20 protein-coding genes are annotated in these 24,450 nt (G+C 37.1%); 3 read left to right on the top strand and 17 right to left on the bottom strand.

Annotated features, from left to right (window positions below; translation table 11 throughout):
- Positions 1–2 precede the first annotated feature (2 nt).
- The 7 genes from MHH87_RS17720 to MHH87_RS17750 all read right to left on the bottom strand — a co-directional run bounded on the left by MHH87_RS17720 (position 3) and on the right by MHH87_RS17750 (position 7,361).
- Positions 3–878 (bottom strand): branched-chain amino acid ABC transporter permease, encoded by an 876-nt coding sequence (locus MHH87_RS17720; protein ID WP_340750749.1) that lies wholly within the window; start codon positions 876–878, stop codon positions 3–5.
- A gap of 183 nt (positions 879–1,061) precedes the next feature.
- Entirely contained in the window at positions 1,062–2,273 is a 1,212-nt protein-coding gene (locus MHH87_RS17725; protein ID WP_445683135.1) for an ABC transporter substrate-binding protein, read from the bottom strand.
- 595 nt (positions 2,274–2,868) lie between these two features.
- Positions 2,869–2,997, bottom strand: coding sequence for a hypothetical protein (locus tag MHH87_RS17730; RefSeq protein WP_340750753.1), 129 nt, complete (start codon positions 2,995–2,997; stop codon positions 2,869–2,871).
- 14 nt (positions 2,998–3,011) lie between these two features.
- A complete protein-coding gene (locus tag MHH87_RS17735; RefSeq protein ID WP_340750755.1) occupies positions 3,012–3,614 on the bottom strand; it encodes a class I SAM-dependent methyltransferase in 603 nt (200 codons plus the stop codon).
- Positions 3,615–3,970: 356 nt separating this feature from the next.
- The gene (locus MHH87_RS17740) at positions 3,971–5,281 is read right to left on the bottom strand and encodes a sensor histidine kinase (protein ID WP_340750757.1); all 1,311 of its coding nucleotides are present in this window, start codon (positions 5,279–5,281) and stop codon (positions 3,971–3,973) included.
- Between the two features lie 485 nt (positions 5,282–5,766).
- A complete protein-coding gene (locus MHH87_RS17745; protein WP_340750759.1) occupies positions 5,767–6,045 on the bottom strand; it encodes a DUF2564 family protein in 279 nt (92 codons plus the stop codon).
- A 437-nt stretch (positions 6,046–6,482) separates the two neighbouring features.
- Positions 6,483–7,361 carry a LysR family transcriptional regulator gene (locus tag MHH87_RS17750; protein WP_340750763.1) on the bottom strand — a complete coding sequence of 293 codons (879 nt, stop codon included), beginning with the start codon at positions 7,359–7,361 and terminating at the stop codon, positions 6,483–6,485.
- Between the two features lie 119 nt (positions 7,362–7,480).
- Between MHH87_RS17750 and hutG the strand changes: the two genes are divergently transcribed.
- The 3 genes from hutG to MHH87_RS17765 all read left to right on the top strand — a co-directional run bounded on the left by hutG (position 7,481) and on the right by MHH87_RS17765 (position 12,132).
- Positions 7,481–8,410, top strand: coding sequence for a formimidoylglutamase (gene hutG / locus MHH87_RS17755; protein WP_340750765.1), 930 nt, complete (start codon positions 7,481–7,483; stop codon positions 8,408–8,410).
- A gap of 11 nt (positions 8,411–8,421) precedes the next feature.
- Entirely contained in the window at positions 8,422–9,606 is a 1,185-nt protein-coding gene (gene gltS, locus MHH87_RS17760) for a sodium/glutamate symporter (RefSeq protein ID WP_340751047.1), read from the top strand.
- 411 nt (positions 9,607–10,017) lie between these two features.
- Complete coding sequence (locus MHH87_RS17765; RefSeq protein ID WP_340750767.1) at positions 10,018–12,132, top strand: methyl-accepting chemotaxis protein; 2,115 nt, start codon at positions 10,018–10,020, stop codon at positions 12,130–12,132.
- A gap of 417 nt (positions 12,133–12,549) precedes the next feature.
- Here the strand turns inward: MHH87_RS17765 and MHH87_RS17770 are convergent, their stop codons facing one another.
- From MHH87_RS17770 to MHH87_RS17815, 10 genes are all read right to left on the bottom strand, one after another.
- Positions 12,550–13,815, bottom strand: coding sequence for an MFS transporter (locus MHH87_RS17770; protein WP_340750769.1), 1,266 nt, complete (start codon positions 13,813–13,815; stop codon positions 12,550–12,552).
- A 762-nt stretch (positions 13,816–14,577) separates the two neighbouring features.
- Entirely contained in the window at positions 14,578–15,057 is a 480-nt protein-coding gene (rlmH, locus tag MHH87_RS17775; protein WP_340750771.1) for a 23S rRNA (pseudouridine(1915)-N(3))-methyltransferase RlmH, read from the bottom strand.
- A 90-nt stretch (positions 15,058–15,147) separates the two neighbouring features.
- Positions 15,148–15,312 (bottom strand): CxxH/CxxC protein, encoded by a 165-nt coding sequence (locus MHH87_RS17780; RefSeq protein WP_340750773.1) that lies wholly within the window; start codon positions 15,310–15,312, stop codon positions 15,148–15,150.
- Between the two features lie 164 nt (positions 15,313–15,476).
- Complete coding sequence (locus MHH87_RS17785) at positions 15,477–16,754, bottom strand: S1C family serine protease (protein ID WP_340750775.1); 1,278 nt, start codon at positions 16,752–16,754, stop codon at positions 15,477–15,479.
- A gap of 204 nt (positions 16,755–16,958) precedes the next feature.
- A complete protein-coding gene (locus MHH87_RS17790) occupies positions 16,959–17,747 on the bottom strand; it encodes an MBL fold metallo-hydrolase (RefSeq protein WP_340750777.1) in 789 nt (262 codons plus the stop codon).
- 12 nt (positions 17,748–17,759) lie between these two features.
- Positions 17,760–18,587, bottom strand: a complete 828-nt coding sequence (locus MHH87_RS17795) for a two-component system regulatory protein YycI (RefSeq protein WP_340750779.1) — start codon at positions 18,585–18,587, stop codon at positions 17,760–17,762.
- The gene (locus MHH87_RS17800; RefSeq protein WP_340750781.1) at positions 18,565–19,893 is read right to left on the bottom strand and encodes a YycH family regulatory protein; all 1,329 of its coding nucleotides are present in this window, start codon (positions 19,891–19,893) and stop codon (positions 18,565–18,567) included. The genes MHH87_RS17795 and MHH87_RS17800 overlap by 23 nt, the downstream gene beginning before the upstream one ends.
- Positions 19,890–21,725 carry a cell wall metabolism sensor histidine kinase WalK gene (gene walK, locus MHH87_RS17805; RefSeq protein WP_340750783.1) on the bottom strand — a complete coding sequence of 612 codons (1,836 nt, stop codon included), beginning with the start codon at positions 21,723–21,725 and terminating at the stop codon, positions 19,890–19,892. The genes MHH87_RS17800 and walK overlap by 4 nt, the downstream gene beginning before the upstream one ends.
- A 5-nt stretch (positions 21,726–21,730) precedes the next feature.
- The gene (yycF, locus tag MHH87_RS17810) at positions 21,731–22,441 is read right to left on the bottom strand and encodes a response regulator YycF (protein ID WP_340750785.1); all 711 of its coding nucleotides are present in this window, start codon (positions 22,439–22,441) and stop codon (positions 21,731–21,733) included.
- Between the two features lie 376 nt (positions 22,442–22,817).
- Complete coding sequence (locus MHH87_RS17815) at positions 22,818–24,293, bottom strand: M23 family metallopeptidase (RefSeq protein ID WP_340750787.1); 1,476 nt, start codon at positions 24,291–24,293, stop codon at positions 22,818–22,820.
- Between the last annotated feature and the right edge of the window lie 157 nt (positions 24,294–24,450).

Below are 24,450 nucleotides of genomic sequence, written 5' to 3' on the forward strand. Positions count from 1 at the left end.
ACCTACACTTTCTCACGAGTATTTTTACCGAAAATACCCGCTGGTCGTAAAATTAAAATTAAGATTAAAATAACAAATGCCGCTGCATCACGCCATAAAGAATAGCCTAGCGCACTTACAATGGTTTCAACAACACCTAATACTAATCCACCTGTCATCGCACCTGGAATAATACCGATTCCCCCAAGTACAGCGGCTACGAATGCCTTTAGCCCTGGTAATACTCCCATCAATGGATCAATACGTGTGTAGTACACACCGAAAATAACCCCTGCGGCACCCGCCAATGCCGAACCAATGGCAAACGTTGCTGAAATTGTATTATCTACATTAATCCCCATTAACTTTGCTGCATCTGCATCATGAGACACCGCACGCATCGCTTTTCCGATTTTTGTTTGATGTACGATGAACTGCAGTAAAACCATTAAAACAATTGAAACCGATAATATTAAAATTGACTGTGTACTAATTTGCACACCAAAAATATCGAAATTTTTAGCAGCAAATACCGTTGGATACGCTTCTGGAGACGATCCACGGAAGAAAATTACCGTATATTCGATTAATAAAGAAACCCCTATTGCCGTAATAAGTGCTGCGATACGCGTTGCACTTCGTAAACGTTTATACGCTACGCGCTCGATAATTACGCCAATAACTGCACATAACATCATCGCCATAATTAGGGCTAGGAAGAAGTTCATCTCCCATCGTGCAATGGCATAAAAGCCGATAAAAGCGCCAAGCATAAATACGTCACCGTGAGCAAAGTTGATTAACTTGATGATCCCGTACACCATCGTATAGCCTAGTGCGATAAGTGCATAGATACTACCAAGTGAAATCCCGTTCACTAGTTGTTGTATCCATTCCATATTTCTCACTCCTTTTGTCCGTACTTACTTATTATTATGAAAAAACTATAGCTCAAAATCATTAGTTCGACACACCTCGCCCAAAATAGGACGCGTTGATGTCCTTACTTATGTGAATGGGAAAGTTATCCTTTCTTATCCACTAAAAAAGGGGGGCTCGGCTCGCCCCCCTTTTGGTTAAATTTAAGGATTAACTTTAGAGTTGAACACTTGTTTGCCATCTACAAATTCAAGAACCGTTGCAGATTTTACTGGGTTGTGGTTTTCGTCAACTGTGAATGTACCTGTAATTAAGCTTAAATCTTTAGTAGAAGCTAATGCTTTTTGAATTGCTTCACCAGTTACTTCATCTGCACGCTCAATTGCATCTTTGATGAAGTAAATAGAATCATAACCTAATGCATGGAATGCGTTTGGTGCTTGATTGTATTTCCCTTTGAATGCCTCTACGAATTCTTGAATCGTTGCATCTGGATCTTCAGAAGAATAGTGGTTAATGATGTAAGTGTTATTTAATGCATCTGCACCAGCTAGGTCAACTAAAGTTGGTGAATCCCATCCATCCGCACCCATTAACGGTACATCAATTCCAAGTTCACGTGCTTGTTTAACAATTAGACCTACTTCTTCGTAGTAACCAGGAATGAAGATGAAGTCTGGGTTAGCTGCTTTAATTCGAGTTAATGTTGAACGGAAGTCCGTATCTTTTGCTACGTATGCTTCTTCCGCTACGACATTGCCGCCTTTTCCTGTAATCGTTTCTTTAAATGATGCTGCTAAACCTTTTGCATAGTCAGAAGCATTATCCGCAAAAATTGCTACGTTTTTTACGTCTAGCTCATCGGCTGCAAAGTTTGCTGCTACTGTTCCTTGGAATGGGTCAATGAAGCATGTACGGAACGCATATTCGTTTACTGAGCCGTCCTCATTTACGGTAACGTTTGGCGCTGTGCCTGAACCTGTTACGATTGGCACTTTATATTGATTCGCAATTTGCACTGTTGCTACTGAGTTTCCAGATGTAGCAGGTGCAAGCATTGCTACTACTTTTTCTTGTTCTGCTAAACGAATGGCAGCAGTTGTAGCCTCTGAGTTTTCTGATTTGTTATCAACTTTAATAAGTTCTAAAAGTCGGCCATCAATACCACCAGCCGCATTAATTTCTTCAATTGCTAAAACTGCTCCATCACCAATTGAAGAACCGTAAGATGCTACACCACCTGATAACTCAAGGTTTGCACCAATTTTAATTACTTCGCTTGATGAAGAACCACCGTCACCTGTTGATGATGATGATGATGATGATGACGAACTTGAATCATCAGTTGTACCACATCCTGCTAGTACACCCGCTAGCAATGTAGATGCTAAAAATAATGAAGCAAACTTTTTCATTTTGTTTGTCTCTTTCACTTTATGTTTCCCCCTATGAACTTATTAAAATATTAGATATTTCTGATAATTATACTAAAACTATCAATAACCCACAATATAAATTTAAATATTCTGAATTAAGAGAACTGTCCAATATTTTATTTTGCCTTCTGTATTGTAAATCAAACTTAATTTTTAGTCTAGAGTGATTTTTCAGTAAATTTAAGATATTCTCTCCCTAATCCTATTAACCCTCCCAATACCATGCCATAAATAATATGAGCAAGTAGCCAGACAAAAATTGACGACAACGAAAACAGTTCAGGCGTTCTAGTAGAAAATACGGTCGTCGGATAAATTATGATAGCAATCCCTATATTCCCTAGTACACTGCTATTAGAAAGCCACATCTCGCCCAAAATAGGGCGAGATACTGTCCTTACTTATGTAGATATGAAAGTTATACTTTCTTATCTACTAAAAAATCTTTTTGCCACTCCATCTCAGCTTAATCGCTACCAGGTATAATAAAAGACTGATAGCGACTGAAATGACTAAATGAAAGGAAAACTCAACCCATTCCGGAAATTGAAATGCTTTTAGAACTGGCACGTAATCAATATTCATGAGCAGTGTGTAAACCTTTAAGCCGGTAACAGCCTGCATCCCTTTCAGAAAAAAAACCTAATACAAATCCAGCAATGATTCCTCCTATTACCGCCTGGAAAAATTGACGTTTACTCATGTTATCGCCCCTCATTAACCATTCAAAGTGAACACAACGATACGTTCATTTTCATTTTTCTCATTTGCCAATTTAACCTCGACTAATCGTTCAAATGCAGTTTCATACTCTAAATACGCCATATATTCATACGCTGGGTAATACATAATTAAATGGATTTCACGTGGATATTGTTCATAACTATATAAAATATTGCTCATAACTTGACGGAAAATATGAATGGAAAACGGATTAAAAAAGAAAAACACATTGTCTCTAGCATTAATCTCATATTTTTCCGCGAGCATATGTAAAAACGTAATTGGTAAATGCTTCTTCTTTGCCTTTTCTAAATAAAGCTCTCGGTTATTTGCCGCTTCAAAAAAAAACTTCTGGTCCATTTCAATGCCACTCGTCGGAATGTGAAAACGGTAATGCATATAAATTGGAACACGTCCCTTACCACAACCTATATCAATGACTCTCGCCTTTTCTGGAAGTTCGTATTGCTCAAACAGTTGCTCTAATCCCTCATAAGGCGTTGGCTCGTAGCGGTGATATTGTGTGAGCTTCGGAAATCCATGTTGAAATCCTGCTGTATTAATATTTAATAATCTCTCAAATTGTGCCTCGTTCATTAACGTTATTCCTCATTCCTAATATATACGTAATTCTCTATGTTTCAGTTTTCTTGCGGGGGCTCAAAACCTTTAGAAACATAGTACCTTATTTGACGTTATTTTCTATTCCTTCTATATTACACGATCAAATAACAAAAGCGCTAAAGCGCCTGCTTAGCCTAGACATTGCATTTACTTGTTTAAATGTTATCCACATAGCGAAATTTTATAATTTCCTTAACAATAAAAAAGCAGTTAAACACTTCCTCTCTTTTCACAAGAGCGAATTTGTTTACTGCTTTTTGAATGAAACCAACATCGCCACTTCCTATCTAGTAGGAAGTTTACACTTTGTCCCCAGTTGGCATTGCCTTTCAGGTAGATAGAGGGATTTTCACCATGGCTGTCGTCTCTAATTCATTTGTTGAATCAATTGAGATTGTTCCATTATATTCATTTACTACTTCCTTCACAATAAATAATCCTTGCCCTCTTAATTTACCTTGTTCTGTTTTTTTTGTTGAATACCCTTTTTTAAAAACATGTTCATTTTCTATAATCTTAGGTCCTGTATTCGTAATCTTAAATACATACTGCGTATCAAATGTTTTACAATCAATCGTTATTTTACGTTCATTCTCAGGTAATTCTATTGCTGCATCAATGGCATTATCAATTAAATTCGATAATATTTTTATTAAATCTGTTGTTTTTATTTTATCGAAAGCATTACGAGAAATTGTAACATCCATATCAATATTATGATTTTGTGCAGCAAGTTTCTTTGTTTGCAATAATATAGAAAGACCAGGATGATCTATATTTAATTTTAGAGATTCGATCGCCTGAACTTCTTTAGACAAAGACGATAAGTATTGTTGTGCCTGCTCAGCTTCCCCTAATTGAAGAAGTCCGTGTACCACTTGAATATGATTCGTGAAATCATGTCTTAAAGAGGATACAGAGGTGATTAATGTTTTAATTTCTGCTTGATATGTATCTTCTGTTACCCCTACCTCCTTTGTCACTTCTTTTTGATACCACCTTTGTAAAAATAAAAAGGAGCCTATTACGACCAAAATAAATACACCATTAAAGACAAAGATAAAAAGATTATCCTCCAGTATTTTCCCTTTGATATCATTAAGTTTAGCGGCACCAATATCGATGCCAAGGTAGGCGATTACCTTTCCTGCGTCATCCTTTATGGGTGCTCCAACAGAAAGATAGGCACCATAAAGGGAATCATCTATTACACCTGTGACATATGTATTTCCTTCATAGGCTTGTTTGACCTGCTTTTCGGGTACTGTACAAATCTCTCCAATGCCAAAATCCTTTGTTACTTCCTTGGGTAATCCGATTATCATTGCCTTCGATACCTTTGGATTATCAATTTGCAATGTATACACAAATAACGCGCCCTGCTTTTCTCTGGCATCATTTAAATAGCTTCTTATTGCCCAATAATATTCATTTTTCACGGGGTCCTTTAAAAATTTTTGATAGGTTTCTATATCAATGGATGACGCAATGGATATTGCGGCGTCAAGACTTTGGTTTGCGATAGACTCTTCAACCGTCTTTTTCATCTTCACATAAGAAGTAAAGATATTTAAACTTGTAAACAACAATAATAAGAAAGTAGATAATACTAAAATTAGTTTTATTTTACGATTTTTCATAGAAACGGATACTTCCTCAACTTTTCTAATTGAACAGATAGCTAACGGCATAGATTATTGGGATTTTATACACAATATTTATTTACTTATAAAAATTATCTATCCAACTATAGTATTATACTATAGTTAATTCTAAAAATTCCTTCTATTATTTTATATATCATACTTTTTTGAAGACATGAACTGTATGACCACGCAATCCTTATGGTGACGATAATCTTTAAATACTGAAATAGAAAACAATACAAAAAGAGAATAGTATTATCGCTGCCCCATACCTTATACTACCTTAAAAACCGCTATAACCCCAATACGGTACTCTGTATTAGGGTTATTGCGGTTTACGCTTTAAATTGATGCCTTCAGCACAACGCGCACTTAACTTTAAGCATGAGTGAAGAGACCGAACATTTTATGACAGGCAAAAAATACTGAAATAAAATCCCCCTTACACTTTGAGAAACGTGCGGGGGATTGACTCACTATTACCGATCTTCCACAATCTCTTCCACTTCGTTCAATTGATGCTTTACCTGCTCTAACAGCTCCTTATTTTGCTGGACTGTATCCATATGCTCATTATGTTGTTCTGCATTAAATAGCGCATTTTCCGCATGAGATATTGAATTGAAAGCATGCTCAACCGCTATCTCCTGTGGGTGTGACATCGCTTGCTTCACTGCACGATTTGCCTTTTGGACAGAGTTGCTCAACAAAGTGCTTGGATGATCCTGTTTCCAACTTGTATGTGAGTGCTTAGCCAATTATGCATCTTCCTTTCCAGCTCATTAGATAATGTTATCTAATGAATAGTATTGTAAAACATTCAGGAAAATATGCATGGATTGGAGCAAACGAATATTTCTTATACATCATAAGAAGTATATTCTTATACATAACTTTACTTCCGGCGAGCAATACTAGCTACAACCACTGATACATCAACTTAATGAATAGTCAGATGAAAAACCCAAACCACGAGTAATTTATGCATAGGTAGCAGTTATCACTTTAAAAGAATCTTCACCAATTCAGAAATAGGCCCTGGTTGATTTTTCATGTTCAACCAGAGCTTATAAACACATTCCTCAAGTATTTGGTGAAAGACTTCACTTATTAATAATATGGCGTTCCATAATAATGCTAAATAAAGTTTTTACGGCTTTACTTTGAATAATTGTGTGGCTTGCCTGGCACCTCTTCAATGCATTATTTTTATGAGCTTAAATAGCTTCAATATACTTTCTGGGAACGTGCGATCCTTCATTGTGCTTAAGTATACATTGCGATTTAAAAACTCACTATGCACTGGGCGTGTTAGTAAGCACTCTGATAAATGCTGCGTGACATAGTGTTGTGGTAGGATGGCAATTCCTAACCCTTCCTCTACTAATACTTTTATCATTTCAAATCGTTCTATTTTATATTGAATATGCGGTGTGACATTTTCCTGTTCAAATGCTTTTAATATTTGTGCACTCGTTTGAAATTCTGGCATTCCAATTATTAATGCTTCTTCAGTAAAGTCTACTAGCGTTATTATTTCCTTCGTGGAAAATGGATGATCTTTTTTTATTAATACGACGTACGGTTCGTTATACAATAATTCACTTTTTATTTCAGTATCAACAATATGTTGGTTAGTAATTACTCCATGCACTGTTAAACCTAACAACGCCTGGCGCACGGTTTGGTTATAGAGTGTATCAATTAGTGTAATTCGATTATGTGGGTATTGTTTTTGATAGGCAATGATTACTTGTGAAAACCAGTAATTTGCTGATTCAATCATGCCTAATCGAATTTCTAAATGCTCTCCTTTAGCTAACTCTTTTAGCTCCGTATCCATTACTTCAAATTGAGCAATTAAACCTTTCGATCGTTCATAAAATTGCTGACCTAATTCTGTTAATTGAAATTGTTTCGTTGTTCGTTCTATTAACGGTGCACCAATTTCTCGTTCCAAATTTTTTATCGTATTGCTTAACGAAGGCTGTGAAATATGTAACACTTTTGCGGCCCTTGAAAAACTTTGATATTTTACCGTCGCAACGAAATAATACATTTTTCTTAAATCCATGTTGCCACCTCATTTATAGTTTTAAACTATTATAAGATAAAAAATTAGTATTTGTTATTATAAATGTTTAAAAATATAATGAAAATATAAATTTTTCAGTCTTCAGGAAGGTGAATACTATGTATAAAAAAACAGATTCAGCAGTTTGGCAAGGTCGCACCGATCATGAAACGGATCACGCTTACTTTCGATATCATCAAATTGTTCAATTGGCAACGACAGCTAAACAAGGATCAATTGGATTAATAGGCTTTGTTTGCGATGAAGGTGTACGCCGTAACAATGGTCGTGTTGGTGCAAAAGACGCTCCTTTAGCCTTACGTAAGCAGTTAGCACCGTTGCCTTGGCGTAATCCTGTTCATGAAAATTCGCTAATTGATTTAGGGGATATCATTTGTGAAGGTCATGAATTAGAGCGTGCTCAACAGGAACTAGGGGATAAAGTTTCCGATATTTTAACAAACGGAAAGGCCATTGTACTTGGGGGCGGGCATGAAACATTATACGGACAATATTTGGGGGTGCGAAAAGCAGCGGGTCCGGACGCTTCAATTGGATTGCTAAATATTGATGCGCACTTTGATATGCGTTCGTATGACAAACAAACTTCATCCGGTACAATGTTTAAACAAATTTTAGACGACGATCCCAATGCACACTATTTCGTATGTGGCATCCAACAATATGGAAATACGACCGCATTATTCGATACAGCCGATCAATATGATGTGCAATACTTTTTAGATGAAGAATTGGATTCATTATTGTTCACTACAGAATTAAATGACTTTATGGATGCACATGATGTTTTACTCGTTACGCTTTGTATGGATGTTTTAAATGCGGCTGAAGCACCTGGTGTCAGTGCGCCTTCACCATTTGGTCTATCCGCTTTAAAGGTTCGTGACATTTTACGCCAAATGGTTTCACACAAAAAAACAGTAAGCTTCAGCATTTGTGAAGTCAACCCGTTACTTGATGTAAATAACCGAACAGCAAAATTAGGGGCTTACTTTATAAATGAAGTAATTATGAATAGTTTCGAATAAACAAAGGGGGAATTTGTATGGCATTAAATCAAATTACAACGCTATGCCTAGCAGTTACATTATTTTTAATCGGCTCATTTTTAGTTAAAAGGATTGGTTTTTTAGATCGATTTTGTATTCCAGCACCTGTAGTTGGGGGCTTACTATTCGCTATTTTAGCAACGGTTTTAAAAAGTTTCGACATTCTTGAAATTACATTGGACACTTCACTGCAATCCATTTTTATGGTCACGTTCTTTACAACAATTGGACTTGGTGCAAGTTTCAAACTTGTTAAATTAGGTGGAAAACTGCTAGTAATATATTGGTTAGCTTGTGGGTTTTTAGCCCTAATGCAAAATGTGATTGGTGTTTCATTGGCAAAATTAATGGACATCCACCCATTAATCGGGGTGATGGCTGGGGCTGTTTCCATGGAAGGTGGACATGGTTCCGCTGCTGCTTACGGGGAAACGATTGAAGGTTTAGGCGTAACTTCTGCTATTTCAATCGGAATGGCTGCAGCTACTTGTGGATTAATCGCTGGAGGACTTGTTGGAGGTCCAGTTATACAATACTTAATTCGAAAATTCAACTTAAAGCCATCTTCTGAAGAAACAGAAGAATACGTTGAAAAAGCACAACATCCAATTACCGAAAAATCATTCATGTTACAAGTGTTCTTAATCACATTTAGTATGGCTGCTGGTACTTACGTTGGAGAATGGTTCTCTACTATGACAGGATTCGTATTACCAGGTTATGTAGGTGCCATGTTCGTAGCTGTCTTCGTTCGTAATATCGTTGATCGCTTTAACCCTGATTTAATTAACATGAAAGAAATCAACTTAATTGGTGATATTTCTCTTGGTATTTTCTTATCAATGGCATTAATGAGCATTAAATTATGGGAAGTTGCAGACTTAGCGTTACCATTATTTATCATCGTTTTAGCTCAAGTCATCTTCATCGTATTATTCGCCGTGTTCGTTCTTTTCCGCTTACTAGGCAAAAACTACGATGCAGCAATTATGGTGTCTGGTTTCCTTGGTCACGGTCTTGGTGCAACCCCAAATGCAATGGCTAACATGTCAGCTGTCGTTTCTAAATTCGGCCCATCACGTAAAGCATTCCTCATCGTACCAATCGTAGGAGCCTTCTTAATCGACGTGTTCGGCATGCCAATTATTATTACAACAATTAATATGTTTAAATAAACGTGCCTGGCACTGACACAATTCAAAAAGCACAAACCCTTGCATTCCATGGGTTTGTGCTTTTTTATTTAGTAAATTAAGTGCGTGCCTGTAACAATTACTTCACAATCGTTACTAACATCGCCAACCCAACAAGCGGAATACTAACTATTAGAAAAAACAATCTACTTATGGTACGGTTCTCCAAAACCAGCCAACTAGCGATTTTTATTTCAACCTCACAAATCACTACGAATTGAAAAGATCTCGACTTACTACCATATATTCTCTCCTCAAAACCTCACTCAACAAAATCAATCATTTCTCTAAAGTTGTTTGAGGGACTGGCATCAAAATAATAAAACGATTGTAGATTAACCTAACGTCCATTACACTAAAGCTGATGCTTCAACAAATTACAGGGGGATGGCAATGAAGAGTCTATTCAAACCAGGGATATTTATTTTAGACAAATTAACATTCAGTAAAAAATTCATGTTGCTATTTATCGTAGTCATATTAACGTTTAGTTACCTATTGTTAGACATTGTCCAGCAAACGAATGAGCGAATTCACACTGTCGAAAAAGAATTAACAGGGGTCGACCTAATTGAAGACGTTTACCCCGTATTAAAATTCACACAACAACACCGCGGCCTTACTGTGAACTTAGTCAGTGGAGATGCAACTGCCGCTTCTAAACGAGAAGAAGCAGGTAAAAATGTAAATGACTCTTTCGAAGCATTACAAAAAAATATCAAAAATTATCCATCTTATTCTGATATTCAAGCGGACATCAACGCTGTGAATGAAAATTGGAAGGAGGTCCAAACCTCTTCAGCTAACGGAACTGCAGCGGAGGCCATTTCATTACATAGTAATTTAATTATCCAAATGTTAGATTTAATAAAGTTTATTGCAGAAGACACACAGCTTTCTTTAGATCCAGATTCAACTAAACATCATTTAAACAACTTGTTAACTGAAACATTACCTCCCATTACAGAAAATATGGGGAAAGCGCGTGCGACAGGTGTTGGGGTTGCGACCAAAAAAGAACTATCAGACGAAAATCGTTACCAGTTGTTATTTTTAATGCAAACGATGCAGAGCTACGTAGACGCATCCTTCGATAATTATGAAACGATTTTCAAAACAGATCCGTCTTTAAAAAATCGTTTAGAAACACAAGCAAATGAATCATTAAAAAGTACTGAAGATATTTTAGCAGTCATAAATACAGAATTATTGAATACTACAATGATTACAATCGTACCTGCTGATTATTTTGATGCAACGACTGCTGCAATTAATTCGATTTTCGAATTAATTGCTTTCCAAAAGAATGAGTTGCAAGACCGTTTAGAAAACGACTTAGCATCCTATGAGTCAAAACGTGCAATTACATTAGCTGTAATTGCAGTCATTGTATTCATTTTATTGTATGCTTTACTTTCATTCTATTTCAGCATTCAAACTCAAGTGAAATCCATTCAGCACGTTGCAAAACAACTAGCTACAGGGGATTTAACAGAACGTATCGCTATTACATCAAAAGATGAATTTGCATCTATTTCTACATCATTAAATGAAATGATTGAAGAAATTAAGCGGGTCATTACAAATAGTAAAACAACAGCTGAGTCTGTTGATTATTCAAGTAAAGATTTATTTGCTGTCACAGAAGAAACAACGAAAGCAACGAATCATATTTCTGAATCAGTGGAAAAAGTATCAGAAATTATTGAAGAACAACTGACTCAAGCGAAGAAAAATGTACAATTAATGGATGATGCGGCTCAGCAATTAGATATGATTGCACAAGCACATGTGCACGTGTTAGATGCTTCAGATGCGACACTACGCGAAGTAGAAGACGGCAATCACAACTTCGATAACTTAACGAAACAAATGAATATTATTACACAATCCGTAACCACTACTTCAGACGTAATCCATCAATTAAACGAGCGTTCAAAAGAAATTGGTACGATTCTAGATGCGATTGTTACCATCGCAGAACAAACAAACTTATTAAGCTTGAATGCCGCAATTGAAGCTGCACGCGCTGGTGAACATGGGAAAGGCTTTGCCGTCGTAGCCAATGAAGTACGGAAATTAGCCGATGAATCATCTCGTTTTACTGAACAAATTCGTCATATTGTTCAAGGAATTCAACAAGATACAACGAATTCGGTAACCGCTATGCAAAATGTCTCGAATGAAACTGTAGCTGGCACAAAGTTAATTCATACAACAAAAGATTCTTTAACACGTATTTTTGAACAAACAAAAGACGTTTCAGAAGAAATTCATTCCGTTATCAAATCGGTTGAAACCGTAGCCAAAGAAATGAGGCTATTAGATGATTCCATTCATATAGAAGCGGACCAAGCAGAAATATCTGAGGACAATATTCAAATGATTGTGGCAGCTACAGAACAACAGCTTGCCTCCATGGAGGAAGTAACTGCTTCCGCTCATATGCTTAGTGACAAAGCATTACAATTAAAAGAGACAATGGAAAATTTCAAAACGGATTTATGAACAGTTAAAGTTGTGCGAAAAATTGATTGTTTAATTAATAGGGAAAAGCCATTCGGTCAAATGACAACCGAATGGCTTTTTCTTATCTGTTGTTTGAGTGACGGGCACCAACACTAAAAAACTCACTTACATATGGTAAGGTTCTCCGTAATGTAGCAAAGTGAGGTTTAATCTTCATCATCTATATCTATGTCGCAACCGTCACATAAAATTATTCTTCATAATTTGCACCTTTATGCGCTCTATCAAAAGCTAAGGATATTTTCTCCTAAAATAAGGATTACCATACCTATTTGTGCTACAGTCCACCGTGATAGGAATGCACGAGGTTTCTTAAATTGTCACCAAGCATTATTACTTCGACAATCAAGGTATAGCTTATCCATATACTTTGCTTAAAAACACTTTATCCTATTATTAATTCCACAATCCTGCTTTTTCTAATTTCTTTTTACCTTTAAATGCTAAGATAATGGCTCCAACATTCAAGATCAACATTATAAAAATACCATATAAAACATAAGTGTAACTACCTGTTAATTCAAAGATATAGCCGTATGCAGGTAACACAACAATACCTGCAACTGCTAAACCCGTAATTGCAAGTCCATAGATTCGACTAAACTCTTTACTACCAAATAGAGCTGTTGTTAAAAGAGGCCCTAATGTTCCAAGAGATGCGACAACAAATCCATATAGACCAGTAGCTATTGTAAACATCATTGGGTTTTCAGGAACTATAATAAGAATTCCTACTGGAACTAGCCCTATAAGCATTGCGGAAATCGCTGTATTCTTCACTCCTATTTTATCACTGAGGAAGCCGAAGAATAACGCTCCAATTACTACACCTACCGACCAAGCGCCCATTGCATTACCCGCAAACTTGATATCATAGCCTAAACCCATCGCGAATGGCGCAACATGTTGGTTAAAAGCAGCTATTGAGGTATCAAACAAGAAAAAAAGTATTAAGAAATAAAATGCACTCGACTTTTTCGCTATGGCAACAGTAACGCCGCTATTTGTTGTAGTTTGAACTTGAATCTTTTCATTTGGCTTAATTTCATCCATACCATACGGCTGTAAACCTTTTTGTTGCGGAGCCATTCTAATCGTTAATAACACGACTGGTATAACAACCACCATTACGCCTACCCCTAAAATAAAGTACGTATTTCTCCAACCTTCACTAGCAATTAAATTTCCTGCTACCGGTTGTAGGAAAGCTCCTATTAAACCTCCAGCTCCGACCATAATACCCATAGCCAAGCCTTTATGCTTTTTAAACCAATTATTAATCAGTACCGGGCCTGCCAATTGAGTGACTAATACCGACCCCATTGCCATTGGGATAGCAAACAAATACCAACCCCATACTGAGTTCATGAACCCAAACATTGCAAAGGAGCCTGCCTCTAAAATAACAGCTACTACTAAAAGTATTCTAATATTATATTTTGCTATCATCTTACCTGCAATTGGTAAGGAAATCATTGTTATAATTGATGATATACTAAAGTACAATGTTAAACTTCCCATTCCAATACCTAAATCTTCTGTAACTGGCGTTAAAAATAACCCACCTGTAGTCATAATGCCACCTTTAGCAGCTCCGACCATTACAACTAACCCTAACAATACCCACCAAGCATAGTGAATTTTTCTCTTTGACTGACTCATGATGTTGTCCCCGATTCGCATATCGATTTCCATTTTTTGCAAAATATCATTATTTCCATAATAAACGTTTAATCTCTATTTCCAATTTGAAAGAAGATTTATTATTAAAATACCGTTAATTAGTATATACAACTTTTAATAACCTAGTTATTTCACGTAACAACAATAACCCGATGCGGATAATGTGTCAATAATATGAACTTTACTAATTTGACAAAAAAAAAACTATCTTATATAAGTTGAACTTAAGAGTCCTACATGCTACCTATACATTTGCACTGGCCGCACGCTCACATAAGCCCTCAAAATACGTGCGGTCTCATTCCTCACGTTCATGCGGCATACTAGGCGCCAATGTGTACGGTGTTGCTTACTTACTAGAATCATTAGTTGAATATACACTTCTATTAAAATGAATAAAAACCCCATCCTATTTAGTGGAAGGGGTTAAACAAACCAATACATATTATTTACTGATTTTTAAGTAGTAAAGCCGCAAGATATAAAAGATAAATAATTCCTCGCGTCATCCACTCCTGCCATATCTTTTAAGAAGAATCAAATATCTTCGTATACTTGTTCACGTTCTCTGCCTAAAGTAATAATATGACCAGATTGTTCATACTACTTTAGCTTTTTAACTGATGTCCGTACATTGTCATAATACTAGTAGTGCTGTATTTATATGAAGACTACTTCAAGTAAAATTCGTATAATTTCGGTTAATCAACACGCTTGATAAAAAATAAAATGAAACCTCATTTACTTATGATACGGTTCTCCCTTAATAATTCTAAAACTACGGTAGATTTGCTCTACTAATACAAGCTTCATTAGCTGGTGCGGCAGTGTCATTTTACCGAAACATAACTTTTCATCTGCTCGGCGAAGTACGTCATCATGCAGGCCTAGTGAACCACCAATGACAAAGGCCACTTTGCTTTTGCCGTACGTCATTAAAGAATCTATATCGGCTGCCATTTGTTCGGATGTTTTCATTTTTCCATCTAGTGCAAGCGCAATAACATGTGTGCCTTCACTAATTTTGGCTAAAATGCGTTCGCCTTCTTTTTTCTTAACAATTTCCATTTCAGCATCACTAAGTTGTTCAGGCGCTTTTTCATCTGGTACTTCAACAAGTTCGATTTTTGCATAGCCCCCTAAACGTTTTACATATTCCTCGATGCCCATTTTTAAATACTTTTCCTTTAATTTACCCACGGAGATGATGGTGATATTCACAACTTATCCACCTTTACAATTCATTTACGAACAAGTTATCCACAATAGTTATCCACATATCAACAGGCAGGCGCTATATATTGTGTAAAGTTATTTACTTGATACAATATATGTCGCCAACTCTTTACAATAAGAACATTTTGTTGATAACTTTTCTTCTTCTTTTAGCATATCCATCATTGGGTACTCTTCCGTTTCCGCCACATGCATGTCTAATGCATGATCTATATGGGTTTCACAGCTATACTTTTTCATTTTCTAATACCTCCGAAATTCTGAAATTTCTACAAACTTATGCACAATTTCATGAATGTTATCCACAATCCATTGTAACAAACAAAAAACAAGTAGGAAAGACAAGCTTTTCTTTCACTACTTGTTGTGTACAAGTTTTTTAATTATTCCCAGTTATCCACATTTTATAAGGTTGTGTTATTAACTAATGTTAATTTCAGCTCAACTAATTTGCCTTGGCGATATACTTTAATTTGTAATGTGTCGCCGATTTTCTTTTCATTATACAGATGCTTACGCAGATCAATGGCATTTTCAATCTTCTCGCCATCCATCTCTACAATGACATCATATTGCTGCATACCTGCTGTTTGCGCTGCTGAGTCTTGAACTACTTGTGTTACGACTACTCCAGTTGTCAATTCTGCAGGAATACGTAATGTTTGTTGCTGATAGAATGCTGGTACTTCTGTTAAATCAAGTAGCGATACACCCATCGTTGGTCGTTGTACTTCCCCATTTTTCTCTAGCTCTTCGATAATTGGAATAGCCGTGTTAATCGGGATTGAGAAGCCAAGCCCCTCTATTGTCGATTCTGCAATTTTCATCGAATTAATGCCAATCAAATCACCAGTAATGTTAATAAGTGCGCCGCCGCTGTTACCAGGATTGATTGCCGCATCTGTTTGCAATACTTCTGTTGACCAGTCTTCATAGCCATCCTCATTTAAATCAACGGGTACTGAACGGTCTTTACCTGAAACAACGCCTGTTGTAACAGAGCCGTAAAAATCTAAGCCAAGTGGATTTCCAATAGCAATGACCGTTTCTCCTTGTTTTAATACATCCGAATCCCCAAACTGTGCGACGGTTTTTATATTTTTACTGTTAATCGCAATGACAGCTAAATCTGTCCAAATATCACTGCCGACTAGTTGGGCTTCTTCTTTTGAGCCGTCTGGTAAGGTTACTTCTAGCTGCTGAGCGCCATTTACTACGTGGTGGTTTGTGACAATGTAAGCTTTATCGCCCTCTACCTTATAGACAACACCCGAGCCGCTTCCTGCTTCCTGGGATGACGAAGATTGATTCCAGAAATTTGTTGCGACCTGCTGAATATTTGTAATGCCGACTACTGCTTCTGATACTTTTTCAACGGCCGTTGTCACATCTGTTGTTACTTCCGTTGCCGTTTGTGTAGTTTTATTAGGATTTTCATTTGATGAGTTTGTTAAAGTTGAGCCTGGTAGCTGGTTCGATAGTGACGGCAATAGTAACCAAATTATTAGTGCGCCGACAATGACACCGCTAAGTCCACTAAGGAAGTAGCCTCCTTTGCTGCCGCCTCGTTTTTTCATGGAACGTTTTTGCTTGTCCTCCTCCTCTTTCTTCAACCTTTCCTGCAATGGTGTTAATTCATTATTTAAAGGATCTTTGCGTTCATCGTCATTGAAATAACTCATTTTCTTCATCCTTTCATTCTTTACTTACGTATAGAATACACATGAAACATTAAAATTAAATGAAAATTTTTTAAAAATACATTAAGAAAGTCACAACCTGCAGAAAATAGGGGAGAGGATGTCCTTACTAATGTGGATGTGAAAGTTATACTTTCTTAACCAACAAAAAAAGAATTTTGCTGATGCAAAATTCCTTTCTCAGTTTTATACCGTTACAAGCGGCGTTGGTTCTTCCGCATTAGTATCATGTAAGTGTACAAATTCTCCTGTAACAATGCCACATGATTGCAATGTTTGTGTGACACTCATGCGTGCTAAGTCTTTCATATTATTATCTTTACTTAAATGTGATAGATAAATTTGTGTCGGCTTTTCAAATACGACTTCACTCATTGCAACAGCCGCGTCCTCGTTGCAAACGTGACCAACATCCGATAAGATACGGCGTTTTATACTCCAAGGGTAACGGCCCATTTGTAGCATCCCCACATCGTGATTGCTTTCAAATACATAGGAATCTGCACCACGAATATAACCTTTCATACGATCGCTCACATAGCCAGTATCCGTAATCACGACTAGCTTGCGATCGCCTTCATGAAATGTATAAAACATTGGATCAACCGCATCATGGGACACAGCAAATGATTGGATATCAATACCACCAAATGATTTTACCGTTTCCATATCAAATTGGAATCGCAGTTCAGTCGGAATATTACCCACTAACCCATCCATTGCGCCCCATGTTTTTTCATTCGCGAAAACTGGGATTTTGTATTTTCGTGCAACGACACCTAAACCTTTAATATGATCACTATGCTCATGCGTGACTAAAATGCCTGATAGTTTTTTCATATCGCGATCAATTTTAGCGAAAAGCTGCTCCATCTTCTTGCCACTTAAGCCTGCATCAACTAAAAAAGCGTGCTCATCATTTTCTACATAAATTGCGTTGCCTGAACTGCCACTTGCTAAAACACTAAATCGCATGATTAAAACTCCTTACTCATCTACTTCATCCACTTTTTTTAGATCGAGTTGAATATCAATTACTTTTCCTTCGACAGCATTCACAAAATATTCCTCAACCTCACCGTCTTTTGTGTGTACACGTACTTCCCATGTTGGCGCAAATACTTGTGTTTGTGTAAGCTGGACAAGGGTTGAATAACCAAGCTTCATGCTTGTAATTCGTGAATCTGCCTTTAATAAATTTTCCGCATATAATACTTGGATAATTTGAATGGGCTCAAAAATATTCTCTTGCTGCTCAAGTTCCTCTAGCTTCTCCAACATTGTTTGCTCATACATATATACTTCTTCATCTAGGTTCCAATAAATTTTCACAAAGCCGCTCACATTATAAAACAGCGTGCGGTCATTTACATGCTGGAAGAAGATTGCTTCACGCTTTTCTTTATCTACGCTCCAGAGGGCATAGGATGCACCTTCATACACATACATATGTAAAAATTCCGTGAAGCTCTCTTTATCCCCTAGACTTTTAAGTTTAATCGGATTGTTAAGCTTTACAATCAGCTTACTTTCATTTTCAATTTCGGCATTTTGATTTGTAAAATAGGGTAATTCCGTTGAATGAAAATTCTTTACCTTACCCGAAATATACGAGGCCGTTTCAATATTACTAGGCAGTGTAACATACGTAATATTATCCTCTTTCAGCCTTGGTTCAATTGTTTTTTCTCCCAGCACCCCTACCTTCTGTGCCTCGGAATAACTATTTAAATACTGGGAATACAAAAAGATGTTGAGGATTAAGAAAACGCCGATGAAAATCGATTTTGTTTTACTCCAATCCAAATTCAACACCTCCTAATCGCTCAGGTGTGACGCGTGTCCATAGATTATCCGAAATGACAAACCAACTTGGCTCTAGCGTAAATAAGCGCAAGTTTTGATCTTGCATTAAATAATAACCGACGACAATTTCATCCACCTTACTAAAATCTAGACTTTCACTATTTTGAATGTACTCAATTATTTCTCGTCCTGACGGTAATTCCTTAATCGTTTTTTCGCTCGGAATATCCATATCTAATGAATAGTACGGACGACGGTAACGGAAAATCCGATTATCTCCCCAAGTTGTCGTAATATGTGTTGACGTCAGGCTACTATGCACTGGGAAGCCTTGTAAATAGAGCTGATACTCTGTCACATGCTTGGATTGGTTCATGAATGCAAAGCGGTAATCAGCTGTAATGCCACCATGTTCATTTAAAAATTCAAAGCTATCGCGTAATAACCTCGTAGCCGGAATGTTTGATATACTTTCCGCCGCTGGATACACATAGTTTAGTACCCTACTTTGGGTATCTACAGTCATAAGTGACGTATCATCGGTATACTTTTCAAATTGCATACTTTCTACATTCCGCTGTACGATGCTTGGATCAGTAAATAATACGTTCTTAAATAAGTCCGGTGCAATTTCTTCAATATAATACGTATATTTAATTGATTCAATACTATCCTCTACAACGTAAAAAGACTGAAGATTTACGCGTTCCACCTCTACATAATCATTGTAATTTGACGTAGGCTCCAAAATATTCATACGAAATTTTTGTTCGTTTGCCATCGTTACATAGGAACGGTATAGCGTACGTTCTTCTGTATTGACAAAAAGTAGCTGCACTTGGTTGTTTGTACTTACACTACTCCAATCTAAAATCAGGCGATCAAATGCTGTATTGGGTACCTCTTTATCACGGAACGGGAGCACAGATTCGAACAATTGCAACGGCACCTTAGCGGTAAAGAACAACGTCAAACGATCGTTTAATCGGAGCATTTCGTTTAATTTAGCATCCGATAGATTATTATTAATTAGCGTTACTTCATGAGCATCCCAAGTAGCAAACTGAGCGAATAAATCATCAATTGCTGAAGTTGAAACGGTGCCCTTAAACTGGTCCTCTTGACGGAATAATAACCGGTACGGCTTGAGAACATCCTTCAACTGTTTCTTGTCACCAATTTCCACTTGGTCGACAGGCATTTCTTCGATAAACGGATAGTCCGGCTTATAGTTCCAAATCATAAAGGTTAATGAAATACTTAGTAAAACAAAGAACAGTAAAACAACAGACTTTATTTGCTCTACATATTTCATTCCCAGTCCCCCGCTTCATCAAGTTCGTAAGGTAATGTAAAGAAGACGGTTGTTCCCACGCCTTCATCACTTTCAGCCCAAATTTTTCCGCCATGTGCCTCAATCATTTCCCTTGCAATGGCCAGTCCAAGCCCTGTACCGCCCATTGAGCGCGCTCTTGCACGGTCGACGCGGTAGAAGCGATCAAAAATACGCCCTACATTTTCTTTTGGAATACCCATTCCATCATCTGAAATCATCACTTTTAACATATTATCAAATACCGTAAATCCAAAACGAATCTCTCCGCCATCTGGTGAATATTTCATTGCATTCGAAATAATATTATCAATAACTTGAGTGAGCTTATCGGTATCAACCTCAACAAAATAGCTCGTTTCAGGTAATAACCGTGAAAACTCTACATTCTGGGATTTGGACATTTCAAAACGGTCAATAATCCGATCAAAGAATTTATTGAATTCCACAAACTCCCGACTTAATTGATAATCCTGGCTATCCATTTTAGATAGCTGCAATAAGTCATTGACGAGACGAATCATGCGCTCTGTCTCTGTTTGCGTTACGTTAAGAAAGGTTGGTGCAATGTTTTCGTCCTTCCAAGCACCGTCTGCCAACGCCTCTAAATAACTACGCATTGTCGTAAGCGGTGTACGTAATTCATGCGATACATTCGCTACAAACTCTCGACGCTCCATATCAATTTTCTCTTGCTCCGTAATATCATGTAGTACGGTGATCAGTCCGTTCACAAAGCCTGTTTCTTTTTGAATAACTGAAAAATTCGCACGCAGAATATACGGTGCTTCCTGAGTGCTAAAGTTTAAATTAACCGATTCTTTCATATGAATTAAGTCTTCAAAGCTATAATCTTGATCTAGTCCTAATACTGAAGCAATTGGGCGATTAACCGTCATTTCGCGTGTAACATGTAATTGACTTAACGCGGGATCATTAATTAAAATTATTTTCCCTTTACGGTCTGTGGCAATTACACCGTCTGTCATATTACTCAGTACACTTGCTAGCTTACGACGCTCCGCTTCAGTCGTGGCCTGTGCTTCTTGCAAGCGGTTCGTTAAATGATTGAAGGCAATAGCTAATTGCCCAATTTCATCTGTCCCGTAAACACGTACTTTACGAGAGAAGTTCCCTTTTGACATGGCCTGTGCCTGCTTCCGCATATCCGAAATGGGGCGTGTAATGGTACGTGCGACTAAAATCCCTAAAATAACTGTGATTATTAGTGACATCGCTGTCCCGGCTGCGAAAATACGATTAATAGTGGTCATATTCTCAAATACTTTTTCAATATTGGATTCAATATAAATGGCCCCAACAACTTCCCCGTTTGGACCAACCGTATCTAAAACTGGCGTCGCCAAAACCCAGACTCGGTCCCGTGTCTGTTTATCAATCGATATCGTTTCTTGAAATGTTTCTGCTGAAATTGATTTACGTACAAGATCATCATTGGCACGTTGCCCGACCATCAAGTGATTCGCGCTTTTCGATGTAGCAAGCACACGGTTACGACTATCTATGACGCGGATTTCATTAATATCTACTGTAGAAAATTCTCTTAAAATAACACTCAAACTTGCCTCTAGTGTAGGCGTCGTTTCATTACGTTCCTTTAAAATTTCTTCACGGATGCTATATTGCACGAGTTCAATTCGTTGCAATATAGACTCCTGAAAGTTGGTTTTTAGCGTTTGTTCAAGTTCCTTAGAAAAGTACAAACCAATAATTTGTAGCGCAATGATGATCAGCAAAACATAGATAAGGACAAGCTTTACATGAATCGATTTAAAAAAACTTACTTTTTGCATGTCATTTACTCCTGTTCAGGATTTCGTAAATAATAGCCGACTCCTCGTCGAGTGACAATCCACATTGGGTGACTAGGGTTATCTTCAATCTTCTCACGCAGACGACGAATCGTTACATCTACTGTTCGTACGTCACCGAAATAATCATAGCCCCATACGGTTTGCAGCAAATGCTCACGCGTCATCACTTGGCCAATATGTTTCGCTAAATAATGAAGTAACTCAAATTCACGGTGCGTTAGTTCAATCGACTCTTCGCGCTTTAATACTAAATACGCATCCGGCTGAATTGTTAATGAGCCGACAACGATATCATTTGTTTCCTCCACAGCCTCTTCGACTTGTGCTGCAACATTTAATCGGCGCATATTTGCTTTTACGCGTGCAATTAACTCACGCGTGCTAAATGGTTTGGTAACATAATCGTCAGCCCCCATCTCCAATCCAAGCACTTTATCAATTTCAGAGCCCTTCGCCGTTAGCATAATAATTGGGAAATCGTATTTTTTACGAACTTCACGACAAACTTCCATACCATCACGCTTTGGTAGCATAATATCTAACAGCATTAAATCCGGTTGCTCTTCTTCAATTTTTTCTAACGCTTCGTCTCCGTCATAAGCACAAATAACACGGTAGCCTTCTTTAATTAAATTAAACTGCAAAATGTCTGCGATCGGTTTTTCATCATCCACTACTAAAATAGTTTTATTCATTATCCACTCTTCCTTTCGCAATACTATCTATTATCAAAAGATTTATTTGTTTTCTAAATTCCTACTACTAACTCTATCATGCTTTAACTTTTGATGCATTAAACAGATGTTTTTGTGCAATTATTTTCTGGGAAATAAACGCATAAATGAACAAAAGCGCTAAAGCGCCTGCTTAGCCCCGACAGCTGCTTTCGAGCCCGAAGTGAAGGCGCTCTCTTTGCCTTCACCCGAGGGATCGAAGCGACCTCAGGGGGGCTGGCGCTTTAGCCTAGACGTTGCATTTACTTTTTTAAAAGTTATCCACATGGCGAAATTTTATAATTTCCTTCACAATAAAAAAAGAACAGTCCGTTCGAAAATGGACTGTCGAAATGGTTTATTTTAAATAAGATAAAGGATTAACATATGAACCGTTTTTATGCACTTCAAAATGTAAATGTATACCCGTTGAACGTCCTGTTGATCCCATAATGCCCATGCTAGATCCTTGTGCGACTACTTGTCCAACCGAAACACTGATTTTTGATAAGTGTGCGTAAATTGTTTCATATCCATTGTTATGATTCACAACGATTTTATTACCGTATGTACCGTCCCAGCCTGTAAACGTTACAACACCATTATCAGATGCTTTAATCGCATAGTTTGAAGGACGTGCAATATCAATGCCGCGGTGGTAAGAGCCCCAACGTGCGCCCATATCGCTTGAAATGTATCCCCCGTTTGTCGGCCAAGCAAATGTACCTGTACCACGAGAAGGTATCACTTTTGTGCCTATAACAACAACGCGATTTTCTGGCTCTTGAAGAATTGTTTCACTTGTTTGAGCACGTTCGACACGAATGCCGTTTTCTTCAGTAATTAAATAGGAAACTTCTTTCTTACCAGATGCTCCTTCTTGTTTAACAACTTTCTCACCTTTAAGCATTGTGTCATCTTCTTCAGTAATCTTTGCGTAATCAATATTTTCAGTGTTCTTTTTTTCATAAACTACATTTACTGAAACATATGGCTTATGTACTGTTACATTAATTTGTTGACCAATATTTAATACCGAATCTTCATTAATCGACGGATTTAATGCTACTAGCTCTGCTGTTTTTAGACCATGTGCATGCGCAATAGAGCCTAATACATCTCCAGCTTTAACCGTGTAAAGCTGTTGCTCTAATGACCCTGTTTGCAGTAGTTGCACCGCTTCTTCTACCGTAACAATCGATGAAGGCAATACAGATGCTTCACTACCTGTTATATCTGCGGATAAAGCTATTTCTAAAATACGAGTTGCATCTTTCTGCAACGGTGGTAATTCGGCAATAGCTACTTGTCTAGTATTCAATTCATCTATCTCTTCTTGCGAAACATATTGAAGTTTCAATAAGTTAATAGCATCTTCATAGTCGTTTTGATCCTTTAAGTAAGCAACTGGCGTACCGTTCACCTGCAACGCATAGGCTTGTGCCTCTACTTCGATTACTTCTTGAAGTTTTTCTAATGTTTCACTATCTTTTGCTTCTACCTTAAATACTTGCTCCGGTATTACTGTAATATTCGAACTAGCATCAACAAATAATTCCTTATATTGAATTCTAGCTTCTTGCTCTTTTTGTTCAACTAATTGTTGAATAACTGTTTCGTCTGATACCGAACCAATATATGAATTAGCCACATAGACGTGGTATATCTTTTCGAATGCATCTTTATCTTCTATCTCTTTTGCGAAACCTAGATTAAAAGTCAAGCTGGATATTAAAAATGCTAATACTGCAGCCTTCTTAAACTTACCATTTTGACGATTAAAAAGACTTAAATTTAGTTGTTTGAAGTCTATTTTGTTCCATTTCGAACTCATGATAAAGCCCCTTCCGATAGATAACCTATAACCATTTGTATAGGTTTTTTTTATCGTGCATAAAAAACACACTTATCTAATGTACCATATTCCTTATTTCGGGTGAAGATTTTACAGCTCTTTGTAATATAATTGTATTATTTTCTAAATTTTTATT

The sequence above is a fragment of the Solibacillus sp. FSL H8-0538 genome, from assembly GCF_038003525.1.
Classification (GTDB): Bacteria; Bacillota; Bacilli; order Bacillales_A; family Planococcaceae; genus JBBOPI01.